This window comes from Streptomyces sp. CB09001 (genome assembly GCF_003369795.1).
Classification (GTDB): domain Bacteria; phylum Actinomycetota; class Actinomycetes; order Streptomycetales; family Streptomycetaceae; genus Streptomyces.
Map to the genome: position 1 here is coordinate 549,459 of NZ_CP026730.1, position 15,204 is coordinate 564,662.

The 15,204-nt window shown below is 72.6% G+C and carries 12 protein-coding genes and 1 pseudogene; 5 read left to right on the forward strand and 8 right to left on the reverse strand.

Features of this window, described 5'->3' with window-relative positions:
• Positions 1-30 precede the first annotated feature (30 nt).
• From C4J65_RS02700 to C4J65_RS02715, 4 genes are read right to left on the reverse strand one after another with little or no spacing between them, the layout of a single operon-like run.
• Entirely contained in the window at positions 31-1,236 is a 1,206-nt protein-coding gene (locus C4J65_RS02700) for a histidine kinase (protein ID WP_162833531.1), read from the reverse strand.
• A gap of 8 nt (positions 1,237-1,244) precedes the next feature.
• Positions 1,245-3,083: a cation acetate symporter gene (locus C4J65_RS02705; protein ID WP_115740912.1), complete on the reverse strand. Its 1,839-nt coding sequence runs from the start codon at positions 3,081-3,083 to the stop codon at positions 1,245-1,247.
• A gap of 28 nt (positions 3,084-3,111) precedes the next feature.
• Positions 3,112-3,507, reverse strand: coding sequence for a hypothetical protein (locus C4J65_RS02710; RefSeq protein ID WP_115740913.1), 396 nt, complete (start codon positions 3,505-3,507; stop codon positions 3,112-3,114).
• Positions 3,508-3,510: 3 nt separating this feature from the next.
• The gene (locus C4J65_RS02715) at positions 3,511-4,272 is read right to left on the reverse strand and encodes a LytTR family DNA-binding domain-containing protein (RefSeq protein ID WP_115740914.1); all 762 of its coding nucleotides are present in this window, start codon (positions 4,270-4,272) and stop codon (positions 3,511-3,513) included.
• Positions 4,273-4,349: 77 nt separating this feature from the next.
• On the opposite strand from C4J65_RS02715, the gene C4J65_RS02720 reads away from it, so the two are divergent.
• The 3 genes from C4J65_RS02720 to rocD all read left to right on the forward strand — a co-directional run bounded on the left by C4J65_RS02720 (position 4,350) and on the right by rocD (position 7,065).
• Complete coding sequence (locus C4J65_RS02720; protein WP_061446010.1) at positions 4,350-4,853, forward strand: Lrp/AsnC family transcriptional regulator; 504 nt, start codon at positions 4,350-4,352, stop codon at positions 4,851-4,853.
• A 125-nt stretch (positions 4,854-4,978) separates the two neighbouring features.
• Complete coding sequence (ddaH, locus tag C4J65_RS02725) at positions 4,979-5,845, forward strand: dimethylargininase (RefSeq protein WP_115740915.1); 867 nt, start codon at positions 4,979-4,981, stop codon at positions 5,843-5,845.
• On the forward strand, positions 5,842-7,065 hold the full coding sequence (rocD, locus tag C4J65_RS02730) for an ornithine--oxo-acid transaminase (protein WP_115740916.1): 1,224 nt from the start codon (positions 5,842-5,844) through the stop codon (positions 7,063-7,065). The genes ddaH and rocD overlap by 4 nt, the downstream gene beginning before the upstream one ends.
• A gap of 15 nt (positions 7,066-7,080) precedes the next feature.
• Here rocD and C4J65_RS02735 read toward each other — a convergent pair whose 3' ends face one another.
• Complete coding sequence (locus C4J65_RS02735) at positions 7,081-7,539, reverse strand: RpiB/LacA/LacB family sugar-phosphate isomerase (protein WP_115740917.1); 459 nt, start codon at positions 7,537-7,539, stop codon at positions 7,081-7,083.
• 141 nt (positions 7,540-7,680) lie between these two features.
• Between C4J65_RS02735 and C4J65_RS02740 the strand changes: the two genes are divergently transcribed.
• Positions 7,681-9,195 (forward strand): MFS transporter, encoded by a 1,515-nt coding sequence (locus C4J65_RS02740; RefSeq protein WP_115740918.1) that lies wholly within the window; start codon positions 7,681-7,683, stop codon positions 9,193-9,195.
• Between the two features lie 89 nt (positions 9,196-9,284).
• On the opposite strand, the gene C4J65_RS02745 is transcribed toward C4J65_RS02740, so the two are convergent.
• The 3 genes and pseudogenes from C4J65_RS02745 to C4J65_RS36475 all read right to left on the reverse strand — a co-directional run.
• The gene (locus tag C4J65_RS02745; RefSeq protein ID WP_115740919.1) at positions 9,285-12,485 is read right to left on the reverse strand and encodes a M28 family peptidase; all 3,201 of its coding nucleotides are present in this window, start codon (positions 12,483-12,485) and stop codon (positions 9,285-9,287) included.
• Positions 12,486-12,753: 268 nt separating this feature from the next.
• On the reverse strand, positions 12,754-13,833 hold the full coding sequence (locus C4J65_RS02750) for an XRE family transcriptional regulator (RefSeq protein ID WP_240330671.1): 1,080 nt from the start codon (positions 13,831-13,833) through the stop codon (positions 12,754-12,756).
• Positions 13,834-14,012: 179 nt separating this feature from the next.
• Positions 14,013-14,195: pseudogene (locus C4J65_RS36475) on the reverse strand (helix-turn-helix transcriptional regulator); the annotation flags it as partial.
• Between the two features lie 215 nt (positions 14,196-14,410).
• Here C4J65_RS36475 and C4J65_RS02755 point away from each other — a divergent pair.
• On the forward strand, positions 14,411-15,133 hold the full coding sequence (locus C4J65_RS02755) for a lysophospholipid acyltransferase family protein (protein ID WP_115740920.1): 723 nt from the start codon (positions 14,411-14,413) through the stop codon (positions 15,131-15,133).
• The last annotated feature ends 71 nt before the right edge of the window (positions 15,134-15,204 follow it).

A 15,204-nucleotide genomic window follows, 5' to 3' on the forward strand; every position in this document is an offset into this window, starting at 1 on the left:
GCGGGGCGCCCCGTCACTCGGCGGGCCGGCTCAGTCTCGACCGAGCCGGCCCGCCGAGTGCACGCCCGGCTGGTACTTCGGCAGCCGGACCGTGATCTTCATGCCCGCACCGACGGCGGTCTCGATGACGAGGCCGTGGTCGTCTCCGTAGACCTGGCGGAGGCGGTCGTCGACGTTGGACAGTCCGATGCCGCCCGACGGGCTGACCTCGCGCGCGAGGATGCGGCGCAGCAGGTCGGGGTCCATTCCGGCGCCGTCGTCCTCGATGACGACCAGGGCCTCGGCGCCCGCGTCCTGGGCGGTGATCTGGATGCGGCAGCGGTCCGCCTTGCCCTCCAGGCCGTGCTTGACGGCGTTCTCCACCAGTGGCTGGAGGCAGAGGAAGGGCAGCGCGACCGGCAGCACCTCGGGAGCGACCTGGAGGGTGACGGCGAGACGGTCGCCGAAGCGGGCCCGCACCAGCGCCAGGTAGTGGTCGATGGCGTGCAGCTCGTCGGCGAGGGTGGTGAAGTCGCCGTGCCTGCGGAACGAGTAGCGGGTGAAGTCGGCGAACTCCAGCAGGAGCTCTCGGGCGCGCTCGGGGTCGGTGCGCACGAAGGACGCGATCACCGCGAGCGAGTTGAAGATGAAGTGCGGGGAGATCTGGGCGCGCAGTGCCTTGATCTCGGCCTCGATGAGGCGGGTGCGGGACTGGTCGAGGTCGGCCAGCTCCAGCTGGACGGAGACCCAGCGGGCCACCTCCCCGGCGGCGCGGACCAGGACGGCGGACTCGCGGGGCGCGCAGGCGACGAGGGCACCGTGCACCCGGTCGTCGACGGTGAGCGGGGCGACGACGGCCCAGCGCACCGTGCAGTCCGGGGTGTCGCAGGTGAGCCGGAAGGCCTCGCCGCGGCCCGTGCTCAGCGGTCCCGCGAGGCGTTCCATGATCTCGGTGCGGTGGTGGTTGCCCACGCCGTCCCAGACCAGGACCTCTTCGAGGTCGGTCAGACACAGCGCGTCCGTGCCCAGCAGGGAGCGCAGCTTGCGGGCCGACTTCCCGGCGGTCTCCGCGGTCAGCCCCGCCCGCAGTGGGGGCGTGGCCAGGGACGCGGTGTGCAGGGTCTGGAAGGTCGCGTGCTCGACCGGGGTGCCCAGGCCGCCGAGGTTCTGCGGGCGGGCCGTGCGCCGCCCCAGCCAGAATCCGGCGGCCAGCAGGGGGAGCAGAGCGACGGCGAGACCCGCCAGGAAGCCGCCCACGGAGCCGCTCACCGCGTCGGCTCCTCGCGCACGCCGCGCACCTCGCGCACCTCGCGTACCTCGCGTACCTCGCGCACGTCGGCCGCCGCCTCCAGACCGTCGGTACGCGGTTCCTCCGTGCGCAGTTCTTCCGTGCGCAGTTCCTCCGTGCGCAGTTCTTCCGGCAGGTGGAAGCGGGCGAGGATCGCCGCCGTCCCGGCCGGTACCCGGCCCGGGGTGGCGAGGGAGACCAGCACCATGGTGAGGAAGCCCAGCGGCACCGACCACAGGGCGGGCCAGGCGAGCAGCGCGTGCAGCGCCCCGCCGCCGCCCGGGAAACCGCCCATCGTGGCGGCGACGGCGAGCAGGGCCGAGCCGCCCCCGACCAGCATCCCGGCGGCCGCGCCCGGCGGGGTCAGTCGCCGCCACCAGATGCCGAGGACGAGGAGCGGGCAGAAGGAGGAGGCGGACACGGCGAAGGCGAGGCCGACGGCGTCGGCCACCGGCAGCCCGCCGACCAGTGCGCTCGCCGCCAGCGGCACGGCCATGGCGAGCAGGGTGCCGAGGCGGAAGTGCGGCACGGCGCGGGAGGGCAGTACGTCCTGGGTGAGGACGCCCGCGACGGCCATGGTGAGCCCCGAGGCGGTGGACAGGAACGCGGCGAAGGCGCCGCCCGCCACCAGCGCGCCGAGCAGGTCGCCGCCCACTCCCCCGATCACCCGGTCGGGCAGCAGCAGGACCGCGGCGTCGGCGTCCCCGGTGAGGGTCAGCTCGGGGGCGTAGAGGCGGCCGAGGGCGCCGTAGAGGGGCGGCAGCAGGTAGAAGGCGCCGATGAGGCCGAGCACGGCGACGGTGGTGCGGCGGGCGGCGACGCCGGTCGGGCTGGTGTAGAAGCGGACCACGACGTGCGGCAGGCCCATGGTGCCCAGGAAGGTGGCGAGGATCAGGCCGTACGTCGCGTACAGCGGGCGTTCCGTGCGGCTCTCGGCCCGGGAGGGGGACAGGGCGTCGTCGGCGCCGCGTCCGGCGGCCGGGACGGGGGTGTGCGCGGCGAAGGTGAGGCGGGCGCCGGCCTCGATGCGGTGGGTGCCGACGGGCAGGGCGACGCGGTCGCCGTCGTGGGCGCGGCCGTCCACGGTTCCGTCGACGGTGACGGTCAGCGGCTCCTCCAGCTTGAGGGTGAGACTGTCGTCGACCCGGACGGAACGCTGCTCCCGGAAGGTGGCGGGCTCCTCGAAGGGGCGGCCGGGTGCGCCGTCGCCCTGCCAGGCCAGCACCAGGAAGAGGGCGGGGACGAGCAGCGCGGTGAGCTTGAGCCAGAACTGGAAGGCCTGGACGAAGGTGATGCTGCGCATGCCGCCGGCGGCGACGATGGCGGTGACGACGACGGCGACGATCACCCCGCCCAGCCAGTCGGGCGCCCCGCTGAGCACGGTCAGCGTCAGCCCGGCGCCCTGGAGCTGGGGCAGCAGGTACAGCCAGCCCACCCCGACGACGAAGGCCCCCGCGAGCCGCCGCACCCCCTGGGAGGCGAGCCGGGCCTCGGCGAAGTCGGGCAGCGTGTAGGCGCCCGAGCGGCGCAGCGGGGCCGCGACGAACAGGAGCAGGACGAGGTAGCCGGCGGTGTAGCCGACCGGGTACCAGAGCATGTCGGGGCCCTGGACGAGGACCAGGCCCGCGATGCCGAGGAAGGACGCGGCGGAGAGGTACTCGCCGCTGATGGCGGCGGCGTTGAGGCGGGGGCCGACGGTGCGGGAGGCGACGTAGAAGTCGGAGGTGGTGCGGGAGATGCGCAGGCCGAAGGCGCCGACGAGGACGGTGGCCACGACGACGAGCGCGACGGCGGGTATGGCGTAGCTGGAGTTCATGGTGCCTTCACGGCGTCGTCCGGCATGGTCACCGGTCCTCGACGAGCCGCACGAAGTCGCGTTCGTTGCGCTCGGCGCGGCGCACGTACCAGCGGGCGAGGAGGACCAGCGGAGCGTACAGGCCGAAGCCGAGGACGGCCCACTCCAGGCCGCGGGCGTCGGGCAGTGCCGCGAAGAGCAGGGGCAGCGGTCCGACGAGGAGGCCGAGGACCGCGAGGGCGGTGAGGCCGGCGCGCAGCTGGCTGCGCATCAGGGAGCGGACGTAGGTGTGGCCGAGGGTGGTCTGCTCGTCGATCTCGGTGCGCGGCCGGTGGTCGCCGGTGGCCTGGGGGTGGCGCCCGCGGGAGCGGAGCCGGGCGGGCGGGACGGTGCGCCTGGGCGGGCCGGTGACGGTGACGCGGCGTTCGGTGGGGTCCTGGGGCACGGCTCACGGCCTCCGCATGAGCAGGTCCCGCAGTTCGCGGGCGTGACGCCGGCTGACCTGGAGCTCCTCGGTGCCGACCAGGACGCTGACGGTACCGGCGTCGAGCCGGAGTTCGCCGACGTGGCGCAGGGCGACGAGGTGTCGGCGGTGGATGCGGACGAAGCCGCGAGCACGCCAGCGCTCCTCCAGGGTCGACAGCGGGATGCGGACGAGGTGACTGCCGCGGTCGGTGTGCAGGCGGGCGTAGTCGCCCTGGGCCTCGACGTGGGTGATCTCGTCGACGGGGACGAAGCGGGTGACGCCGCCGAGTTCCACGGTGATGTGGTCGGGATCGGGCTCGTGCACCGGGATGCGCGGGGCGGGCACGGGGGCGGTGCCGCGCTGCTCGGCGACCCGGCGCACCGCTTCCGCGAGCCGCTCCCTGCGCACCGGTTTGAGCACGTAGTCGACGGCCTTCAGGTCGAATGCCTGGACGGCGAAGTCCTCGTGCGCGGTGACGAACACGACCAGCGGCGGCCGGGCGAACCCGGTGAGCAGCCGGGCGAGGTCCAGTCCGTCGAGGCCGGGCATCTGGATGTCGAGGAAGACGACGTCGATGGCGTCGGGACCGCCGGGGCCCGACTCCAGAGCCCGGTTGATGCGGCGCAGCGCCTCCGTCGAGTCGCTCGCCCCCTCCGCCGTGCCGACGCGGGGGTCGGCGTTCAGCAGGTACACGAGTTCCTCGAGCGTGGGGCGTTCGTCGTCGACAGCCAGGGCGCGCAGCATGAACGTGGAGTGTAGGGGCGATCCGCGCGCCTGCACACGCCTGCGACGTGCCGGTATCCCCTGGATACAGTGCCCGCATGAACAGCAGGCCCGCTTCGTTCGACGAACTCGACCGGAAGATCGTCACCGCCCTGATGGAAAACGCCAGGACGTCCTTCGCCGAGATCGGCGCGGAGATCGGACTGTCCTCCACCGCGGTCAAGCGCCGGGTGGACCGGCTCCGCGAGACCGACGTGATCACCGGGTTCACGGCGACGGTGCGGCCCTCCGCGCTGGGGTGGCGTACGGAGGCGTACGTGGAGGTGTACTGCGAGGGGGCGGCGCCGCCGCGGCGGCTCGCGGAGGTCGTGCGGGGCTATCCGGAGATCACCGCGGCGATGACGGTGACCGGGGGCGCGGACGCGCTGCTGCACGTGCGGGCGCGCGACGTGGAGCACTTCGAGGAGGTGCTGGAGCGGATTCGTGCGGAGCCGTTCATCCGGAAGACGATCAGTGTGATGGTGCTGTCCCACCTGATCCCGGACAGTCCCGAGGCAGGGGCGGCCCTGCTCGCCCCGGACGGCGCAGCAGACGTGCGCTGACCAGGGGTACAACGCAGCGATCCGGCGGGAAGACGCAGCTTTCGTCGCTTGTCGGGCGCGGTCGTCACTTCTTACCGTGGTGTCAACACCCCGTCACACACCGTGAAAAGCGGAGGTACCCCTCTGTGACCGAGTCCCGTGTGCCGCGCCGGCGGCGCTTCGTGGTCTGCGAACCCAGACACTTCGCCGTGCAGTACGCGATCAACCCGTGGATGAGCACCGACCGGCCCGTCGACGTCATCCGCGCCCTCGACCAGTGGCAGGCGCTGGTCGGCACCTACCGTGCCCATGGCCACACCGTGGACACCGTCGCGCCGGTCCCCGGACTGCCCGACATGGTCTTCGCCGCGAACTGCGCGGTCGTGGTGGGGGGCCGGGTCTTCGGGTCCCTCTTCCAGGCGCCCGAGCGGCGACCCGAGTCCGTGCCCTTCGAGGCGTGGTTCAAGACGGAGGGCTTCGAGGTCCACCACCCCGAGTCGGTCTGCGAGGGCGAGGGCGACCTGGTCCCGGCCGGCCGCTGGATCCTGGCCGGCACGGGGTTCCGCACCACCCGTGCGGCGCACCGCGAGGTGCAGGAGTTCTTCGGCGTGCCGGTGATCTCGCTGACCCTGGTGGACCCGTACTTCTACCACCTGGACACGGCCCTGTTCGTGCTCGACGACGGGACGGACGGGACCGACGGGGACGGCCGAAGCGGGGGGAGCGGCGGGAACATCGCCTACTACCCGGGCGCCTTCTCGCCCGGCAGCCGCGAGGTGCTGGAGCGGCTCTACCCGGACGCGGTGCTCGCCTCCCGCGAGGACGCGATGGCGTTCGGGCTCAACTCCGTGTCCGACGGACGGCACGTGTTCATCGCTCCGGAGGCCAGGGGGCTGGCCGAGCGACTCGACGGTCTCGGCTACGTGCCGGTCCCCGTCGACCTGTCCGAGTTCCACAAGGCCGGTGGCGGCATCAAGTGCTGCACCCAGGAGATCCGGGAGACCCGCTCATGACCGCACCCGCCCGCACCAGCCGCGGCTCCGAGGAACTGATCCGTGCGGAGGAGCCCGTCCTGGCGCACAACTACCACCCGCTGCCCGTCGTCGTGGCCCGCGCCGAGGGCGCGTGGGTCGAGGACGTCGAGGGCCGCCGCTACCTGGACATGCTGGCCGGCTACTCGGCGCTCAACTTCGGCCACCGGCACCCGGCACTGGTCGAGGCCGCCCACCGGCAGCTGGACCGGCTCACGCTCACCTCGCGCGCCTTCCACAACGACCGGCTCGCGGGCTTCGCCGAGCGGCTGGCCGCCCTGACCGGCACGGACATGGTGCTGCCCATGAACACCGGCGCGGAGGCGGTGGAGAGCGGCATCAAGGTGGCCCGCAAGTGGGCCTACGACGTCAAGGGCGTCCCGGCCGACCGGGCGACGATCGTGGTCGCCGCGGACAACTTCCACGGCCGTACGACGACGATCGTGAGCTTCTCCACCGACGAGACGGCCCGCTCCGGCTTCGGCCCCTTCACTCCGGGCTTCCGGATCGTGCCGTACAACGACCTGGCGGCGATGGAGGCGGCGGTCGACGAGACGACGGCGGCCGTGCTGATCGAGCCGATCCAGGGCGAGGCGGGCGTGCTGATCCCGGACGACGGCTATCTGGCCGGGGTGCGGGAGCTGACTCGCCGCAAGGGCTGTCTGTTCGTCGCGGACGAGATCCAGTCCGGTCTGGGCCGCACGGGGCACACCCTGGCCGTCGAGCACGAGTCGGTCGTGCCCGACGTGGTGCTGCTCGGCAAGGCACTGGGCGGCGGCATCGTCCCGGTGTCGGCGGTGGTGGGCCGCCGGGACGTGCTGGGCGTGCTGCACCCGGGCGAGCACGGTTCGACCTTCGGCGGCAATCCGCTGGCCGCCGCGGTGGGCACGGCGGTGGTGGAGCTGCTGGAGACCGGCGAGTTCCAGCGCCGGGCGGCCGAGCTGGGCGCGGTGCTGCGCGAGGGCCTCGCCGCCCTGGTCGGCAGGGGCGTCGTCGGCTTCCGGGCGCGGGGACTGTGGGCGGGCGTCGACGTGGACCCGGCGCTGGGCACCGGACGCGAGGTCAGTGAGCGGCTGATGCGCGAGGGCATCCTGGTCAAGGACACCCACGGTTCCACGATCCGCCTGGCCCCGCCGCTGACCGTCACGGCCGAGGAGCTGACGGGCGCCCTCGGGACGCTGGAGAAGGTGCTGGCTCCCTGACCCGTTCCCCCGGGTTCACCGAGCGGCTCGGCGGTCCTCGTCGAGCCGCTCCACGTGCGCGACGTTGTCCCGGTCCTCGGCGTCCTCGCTCGGGCCGCCCGCGAACCAGGCGTCGAGGATCTCCCGCAGCAGCGGTCCGGACGTCAGCCGCAGGCCGATGGCGAGCACGTTGGCGTCGTTCCAGCGGCGGGCCCCGTCGGCGGTGTAGGCGTCGGCGCACAGGGCCGCGCGGACGCCCGGCACCTTGTTGGCGGCGATGGACGCGCCGGTGCCGGTCCAGCAGCACACCACGGCCTGGTCGGCCCGTCCCTCGGCGACCTCGCGCGCCGCCCGCTCGGAACAGGCGGCCCACCGCGGGTCCGCCCCGGGGCTCAGTGCGCCGTGCGCGCGCACCTCGTGGCCGCGTGCGCGCAGCTCCTCGACGAGGAGCCGGGCCACGGGTTCGTCCATGTCGGAGGAGACGGAGATACGCATGTGTGAAGCGTACTCACCGGCCGCTCACCTCATCGGCCCAGTCACATGACCGAAGTCACGACCATACCCAGCATGATCGGGGGAACGGGTACGAGCTGAAAGACGTACGACCGAGCAGTTCTCCTCCTGGAGTGTCTGCGCGTGGAAAGGGAGGCCGCCACGTCCCCCACCGAGAACGGACCGGAGACCGACGCCGCGGCGGTGCGCCGCCACCCCGCCCTGTTCCGGGCGATCAAGCGCCGGCAGAACCCCCGACTGCGCCGGTCGGACATCACCGTCACGGACGAGGCCGCGGTCAAGCGTGCCGTCAAGGCGGCCTCCCTCGGCAATGCCATGGAGTGGTTCGACTTCGGCATCTACGCCTATCTGGCGGGCACCATCGGCCGGGTGTTCTTCCCGTCCGGGAGCGACACCGCGCAGTTGCTCTCCTCGTTCGCCACGTTCGCCGTGGCATTCCTGGTGCGGCCGATCGGTGGCATGGTCTTCGGCCCGATGGGCGACAAGATCGGCCGCAAGAAGGTGCTGGCGCTGACGATGATCCTCATGGCGATCGGCACGGCCGCCATCGGGTTCATCCCCAGCTACGACTCGATCGGCTTCTGGTCGCCGCTGCTGCTGATCCTGTTCCGGCTGCTCCAGGGCTTCTCCACCGGCGGCGAGTACGGCGGCGCGTCCACCTTCATCGCCGAGTACGCGCCGGACAAGCGGCGCGGGTTCTTCGGCAGCTTCCTGGAGCTGGGGACGCTGGCCGGGTACACCGCAGCCGCCACTCTGGTCACCGCCCTGACCGCGATTCTGGGCAGCGACGGCATGGACTCATGGGGCTGGCGCGTCCCGTTCCTCGCCGCGCTTCCGCTCGGCATGATCGGTATCTACCTGCGGCTGCGGCTCGACGACACGCCGGCGTACCTGAAGCTGGAGGACTCCAACGTCCACGTCTCGGAGGCCGCGACGGCGGTGGAGACCACCGCCCGGGGCGACCTCGCCAAGATCTTCCGCACCCACTGGCGGGCGCTGGTGCTGTGCATCGCGCTGGTCGGCGCGTACAACATCACCGACTACATGCTGCTGTCGTACATGCCGACGTATCTGTCGGACGAGCTGGACTACAGCGAGAGCCACGGCCTGATGATCCTGGTGGCGACGATGGTGCTGCTGATGCTGATCATCAACCAGGTCGGCCGGCTGTCCGACCACTTCGGGCGCAAGCCCGTCCTGATGACCGGCATGATCGGGTTCTTCGTGCTGTCCGCACCGGCCTTCGTGCTGGTGCAGGACGGCAGTCTGCTCGCGGTCTCGGGCGGCATGCTGATGCTCGGCCTGTCGCTGGTCTGTCTGCTGGGCACGATGTCGGCGGCGCTCCCGGCGATGTTCCCGACCAACGTGCGGTACGGGTCCCTGTCGGTCGGCTACAACCTGTCGGCGTCGCTGTTCGGCGGGACCACGCCGCTGGTGATCACCGCGCTGATCAGTGTGACCGGCTCCGACATGATGCCCGCCTACTACTCGATGGCGGCGGCCCTGATCGGTGTGGTGGCCGTGGCCTGCATGAAGGAGACGGCCCAGAAGCCGCTGGCGGGCTCCCCGCCGTCGGTGCAGACCGAGGAGGAGGCGGCGGAGATGGTGGAGGCGCAGGCCCCGACGCCGAAGTTCTGACGCCGCGGTCGCGGGCACACGCCGGGGGCGGTGGGGTTCGGTGCGAACCCCACCGCCCGTCGGCGTGTCAGGCCTTTCTCAGCCGCGGGTCAGAGGCGCTGCCACAGGGCGGGGACGTTCGGCGGCTCCCAGCCGGGGTAGGCGGTGTGGCCCTGGATGCACCGGTAGCTGACGCCGTCGTAGCTCACCTCGTCACCGGCCGCGTAGGTGGCTCCCAGCTGCCAGGTGGTCTCACCGCCGTCGTCGCCGGGCACGGTGAGGGTGTACGTGGTGGTGTGGGTGACGGTGCCCGTGCCCGTGAGGGTCAGGGTGTAGGTGCCGCCGGCCGTGCCCGCGGCGACCTGGACCGTGGCGGTCGAGGACTGGCCGGAGGTGACCGAGTCCGGGCTGAAGCTCACGCTCACACCGGTCGGCGCGCCGGATGCCGACAGCCGCACGTTCTGCGCGTCGCCGCCGGTCGTGGCGGTGTTCACGGTGACGGACGCGGAGCTGCCCGGGTCGATGGTGCCCGAGGACGGGTTCGCGGAGATCGAGAAGTCGTCCTGCGGGTTGGGCGCGTCCCCGACGGCGGTCTTCCAGATCGTGTAGGCGATGCCGTCGGCGCTGCGGTTCAGCGCGGTGGCGCTGATGTTGGCGGTGGTGTCGCAGGCGGAGTGGTAGCACGGGTCGTAGGACCGGCCCGCGGTACCGCCCCACTTGGCGGCCTCCGAGGACGACTTGATGGCGGAGGCGCCGGTGGCGTAGCCGGAGGTGGGGATGCCGGCCTGCTGGAAGGAGTAGTCGTCGGAGCGGCCCTGGCCCTCGACGTTCTCCTGCGGGGCGAGGCCGAGGGAGGTCCAGTACTCCCGCATCGGGGCGGACGCCGAGGAGGACAGGTTGTTGATGAAGTAGCCGCCGTTGACGGAGGCGACCATGTCGAAGTTGTAGTAGGCCTTGATCCGGGAGCGGTCGGTCGTGGAGAGGTTCCGGGCGTAGAAGTCGGAGCCGTTCAGGCCCTGCTCCTCGTCGGTCCACCAGGCGAAGCGGACGCGGTTCTCCATGGTCGGGTTCTGCTCGGCCAGGGTCAGCGCCGTCTCGAGGAGCGCGGCGGAGCCGGAGCCGTTGTCGTTGATGCCGGGTCCGGCCGAGACGCCGTCGAGGTGGGCGCCGAACATGTAGACGCTGTTCGCGTCGCCCTTCGGCCACTCGGCGATCAGGTTGTTGCCGACGCCGGCGGAGCAGCCGGAGGTGCAGGTCTGCTCGGTGACGGTGTAGCCGGCCGCCTGGAGCTTGCCCTTCACGTACGCGAGGGAGGCGTCGTACCCGGTGCCGGTGGACCGGCGGTTGCCGCCGTTCTGCGCGGCGATCGAGCCGAACTGCGCCAGGTGGGCCTGCACCTGGGCGACGTCGACGTCGGGCGGCGTGCCCGGGTTGTTCCCGCCGCCCACGGTGAGGGTGTACTGGGCGGTGTGGCTCTTGCTGCCCGCCGTGCCCTTGACCGTGAGCGAGTAGGTACCGGCGGCGGCGCCTGCCGTGGTGGACACGCGCATCGTCGACCTGGAGCCCGAGGTGACCGTCGACGGGCTGAAGGTGACGCTCACGCCGGGCGGGGTGCCGGTGGCGGTCAGCGACACCTGCTGGGCGCTGCCGGTGACGGTGGTGGTGTTGACGGTGGCGTCGACCGCGGAACCGGCCTCGGCGTTGCCGCTCGCCGGGCTGAGGGCCAGCGAGAAGTCGGTCTCCTGCCGGGTGCAGGTGGGGTCGCCGCTCTGGGCCGGGATGTCGATCGCGTTCCAGGCCGCCCTGGTGGCGTCGAACAGGCCGCAGGACGCGTCCAGGTTCTTGGCCGCGGTGAGGGTGGCGGAGCGGTACCGCTTGTAGGTCATGCCGCTGGTCTTGAGCAGCATCCCGCCGTAGAAGATCTTTCCGGCGTTCTGGATGCCGATGCCGGTCACCTGGCTGCCGTCGCAGGTGGGACTGGAGGGCTTGCCGCCACCGGGGTTGGAGCCCTCGGCGAGGAGGTAGAACCAGTGGTTCATCGGCCCGGCGGCCGCGTGCTCCTCGGTCCTCGGGATGGCGGAGGAGTAGCAGTTGGGGTCGTTGTTGACCAGCTGCGGGTTGTACATGTTGCGGATCGGGCCGCGGCCCTGGAGGTTGATCTCCTCGCCGACGGTGTAGTCGGGGGTGTCGTACCCGGAGGGCTGGTTGGCGTAGGCCTCGGTGAGGGCGCCCATGATGTCGCCGGTGGCCTCGCCCAGGCCGCTCTCGTGGTTGGCGCCGCCGGGGGTGAAGCTGTCCAGGCCGTGGCCGTACTCGTGGCCGACCACGTCCATGCCGGCGATCCACTTGTTGGCGCTGTTGTGGCCGATGGTGACCCGGGAGCCGTCCCAGTAGGCGTTGAGCTGATTGAGCCCGACGGAGGTGGGCCAGCTGCCGCCGTTGCCGTTGTGGCCGTTGCGGCCGAGCCAGTCGCGGAGCATGTCCGACTCCTTCTGCGCCGCGTACATGACGTCGACGCAGCCGGTCTCACGGCTGGAGGCGTTGCCGGTGCCCCAGTCGTCGTCCGGTCCGGTGAACAGGCCGCCGTTGTAGTCCGAGCACTGCAGGCCGGGGCGGGTGGTGTCGCGCAGGGCGTACTGGCTGCCGGAGCGGGAGGTGTCGATGGTCAGCGGGTCGGGGCCGTTCCATTCGCTGTGGCCGGTGCCGGCCTTCACGTCGTCGTAGCTGTCGACGACCTTGCCGGTGCGGGCGTCGACGAAGACGTGCAGCTTGCTCGGCGCATGGTCCTTGGTGGTGCCGACGAGCACGGTCTCCCAGGCGAGGGTCTGGACGTCGTCCTTGACGCGGACCACCAGGCGCCTGGAGTCGACCTTGTCGACGTTCGCGAGCCGTTCGCGGCTGATCCTCACCGCCTGCTCGGACTTGATCCGGGCCTCGGTGGGCACGGCTGTCGCGCCCTCGGTGGCGGACCGGACGGCGCGGACCCTGCCCTCGCCGTCGGCGAGGACGACGGCGTCGCCGCCGACCACCGGCAGACCGTTGTAGGTGCGCTCGTAGGCGACGGAGAACAGGTTCTTGTCCCAGGGGGTGACCTGGTGGCGGTCGTACTGCTCGTCGGGGCCGCCGGCGACGAGGGCGTCCAGGCCGCTGCGTACGGCCTGGTCGGCCGCGGCGACGGCCCTCTCGACGGGGCTGGGTTCCGCCGCGGAGGGCGCGGACCGCTCCGACGCCGAGGCGAGGGAGGCCGGTACCACCACCCCTGCGAGTGTCATGGCCAGGACTGTCCCGGCCACCGCGGTCTGTCTGAGCATCGTGGCTCCTTGTGAGAGTGGGGGGCTCCTTGCGGGCCGGCCCGGGCCGTGACATGCCGGACGCGCACCCTGGGGTGCGGGGACGCGTCCATCAGGTGTCATTTGCATGTCATGTCGCGGGCTGGCGGAACCCTCACACCCCGCCACACCGGAATCAACGACTCCGCGAGCTTGGTCCAGACCTGTCAAAATCCGGCAAGTTCGTGTGCGCGGCGCAGAGGTGCCGCGCGCCTCGCTGCCCCGAGCGCCACCGGAGCGCTCCGCCGCCTCACTCCCCCGCGTCCCGCAGCCGCTCCCGGTAGGCCCTGACCTCGGGCAGGTCGGCCCACCGCCCGGTGAGCCGGCTGTGCAGGCCGCGCAGTTCGGCGGTGACCATCGACTCGCGCGAGCGCACCGCCTCCGGCAGGACCTCCGAGGCGAGGGCGACGGCGGCGCCGGGATCGCCCGCACACGCCCAGCTGTCCGCCAGCCGCAGGGTGAGCAGCAGCCGGGCGCCGCGCATCTGGGGCGGCACCTGGGCGCGCGAGCGTGCGGTGGCGTCGACCGCGCGTCGGGCCGCCGCCCGGTCCCCGGTCGCCACGGCGAGGTCCCGCAGGGCGCCGCCGATCGCCGAGTCCACCCGCATCGCGCCTTCGGCCCCGGCCATCCAGGGCGCTTCCAGGTGGTCCTGCGGGCCGAGGCGGGCGAACCCCCGCCGGGCCAGGGAGATGTGCCGCCGGCACGCGGCCGCGTCGCCCGCCAGGGCGTGACCGCGCGCCTGGTAGAGGTCCGACAGGGTGGCCATCCACCGGCGCCGGGCGTCCACCGCCCCGATGCCCTGCGCGTACCCGAGCATCAGGGAAGGGTCCCCGTCGAGCCGGACCAGGGTGCACATGTCGCTGAGCAGGGTCGCGCGGGCCGAGGCGTCCTGGACCGCGTCCGCCCAGCGCAGTCCGTGCCCGAACCAGGCCATGGCGACGCCGATCTGCCCCCGCTCCATCCGCAGCCGGCCGGCGACCTGGGCGTACTGGGCGCCGAGCCGCAACTGCCCGTACGGCAGCCGCCCGGCTGAGTTGACCTCGCCCGCCCAGCGGGCCAGGGCCCGCAGCAGCCCCTCGACGGCCGTCACCCGGCCCTCGTGCCGGAACGCCTCCCGGATCAGGCAGGCCAGCACCGCGGTGAGGCCGTGCAGCACCTCCGCCTCGGCGGCCGCCGCTCCGGTGCCGGAGCCCCACGCCGGGGCCGGACCGCCTGCCGGACCCGGCCCGTGGAGCAGCGCCGGTAACTCATCCGGTTCGGGCACCGCGCACCCCGCGGTGCCGTGCAGCGGGCAGGCCAGCCCCTCGGCGGGCAGCCGCGCGGGCCACATCCGGGAGTCCGGCGCGTCCTGCCCGCGGGGGCGTCCGCGCCGGGCAGCGGCGCGAACAGCGCAGGGTCGGCCGGGAAGCGGCCCGGTCTCCGCGGCACCTCGCGCGGCGCGGCGACGACCGCGGCCAGTTCGCCGCCCGTCTCCAGCACCGCGTCGAGCCGCCGCACCAGCCCCACGGGCGGTTCGCGCAGGCCCGCCTCGAGTTTGCTCACCGCGGAGTGGTGATAGCCCACGCGCAGGCCGAGTTGCAGCTGGGTGAGTCCGGCCGCCCTGCGCAGGGAGCGCAACTGCCGCCCGAACTCGGCCCACGGAGCCCCGGCCGCCCCCGCCGGTCCGGCCGTCCGTGCCGATCCACCGGTCATCCGCCCTCCCCCGGTCGCGCCCCCGCCGCGGGCCGTGCGCCGCCCGGGCTTCGCGCCTCCACTGCTGGACAGCACAGAGGAGGGGCGGTGCCGCGTCAATCGAGTTGACCGAAGAGCGGCCGAACCGGTCCCGGTCGGTTTCGGCGAGGTCGGGCTACGATCGATCAACGGCCGCGGACGACCGGCCGGGAGCCCGGAGAACTGGGAGACACACCGTGTTCTACTACGTGCTCAAGTACGTACTGCTGGGCCCGCTGCTGAGGGTCGTCTTCCGCCCCCGGATCGAAGGGCTCGACCATGTGCCGGGATCGGGGGCGGCCATCGTCGCGGGCAACCACCTCTCCTTCTCGGACCACTTCCTCATGCCCGCGGTGCTCAAGCGCCGCATCACCTTCCTGGCCAAGGCCGAGTACTTCACCGGGCCTGGCCTGAAGGGCAGGCTGACCGCGTTCTTCTTCCGCAGCGCGGGGCAGATCCCCGTGGACCGCTCGGGCAAGGAGGCGGGACAGGCGGCGATCCGCGAGGGGCTCGGGGTGCTGGGCAGGGGCGAGTTGCTCGGCATCTATCCGGAGGGCACCCGCTCGCACGACGGCCGGCTGTACAAGGGCAAGGTCGGCGTGGCGGTGATGGCGCTCAGGGCCGGGGTACCGGTCGTGCCCTGCGCGATGATCGGCACCTTCGAGGCGCAGCCGCCGGGCCGGAAGATCCCGAAGCTGCACCCGGTGGTCATCCGCTTCGGCGAACCCCTCGACTTCTCCCGCTACGCGGGCATGGAGGGCGAGAAGGCCGTGCTGCGCGCCGTCACCGACGAGATCGTCTACGCGATCCTCTCCCTGTCCGGTCAGGAGTACGTCGACCGGTACGCGGCGGACGTGAAGGCCGAGGAGGCCCAGAAGGCGGCGCAGGGCCGGAAGTTCCCCCGGCTGCCGCACCGCTAGCAGGCACGCCCCCCATCTGCCGTCGGCAGAAGGGCGTGCCCGTCGGGCGGCCGGACGCCTACCGTCGCCGT

What these genes read in the sequence shown, in the direction of transcription:
- C4J65_RS02705 (WP_115740912.1), bottom strand. Translation starts at nt 3,083, where the DNA reads ATGAACTCCAGCTACGCCATACCCGCCGTCGCGCTCGTCGTCGTGGCC.
- C4J65_RS02715 (WP_115740914.1), bottom strand. Translation starts at nt 4,272, where the DNA reads ATGCTGCGCGCCCTGGCTGTCGACGACGAACGCCCCACGCTCGAGGAA.
- C4J65_RS02720 (WP_061446010.1), top strand. Translation starts at nt 4,350, where the DNA reads ATGAACAGCAGGCCCGCTTCGTTCGACGAACTCGACCGGAAGATCGTC.
- rocD (WP_115740916.1), top strand. Translation starts at nt 5,842, where the DNA reads ATGACCGCACCCGCCCGCACCAGCCGCGGCTCCGAGGAACTGATCCGT.
- C4J65_RS02735 (WP_115740917.1), bottom strand. Translation starts at nt 7,539, where the DNA reads ATGCGTATCTCCGTCTCCTCCGACATGGACGAACCCGTGGCCCGGCTC.
- C4J65_RS02745 (WP_115740919.1), bottom strand. Translation starts at nt 12,485, where the DNA reads ATGCTCAGACAGACCGCGGTGGCCGGGACAGTCCTGGCCATGACACTC.
- C4J65_RS02750 (WP_240330671.1), bottom strand. Translation starts at nt 13,833, where the DNA reads ATGTGGCCCGCGCGGCTGCCCGCCGAGGGGCTGGCCTGCCCGCTGCAC.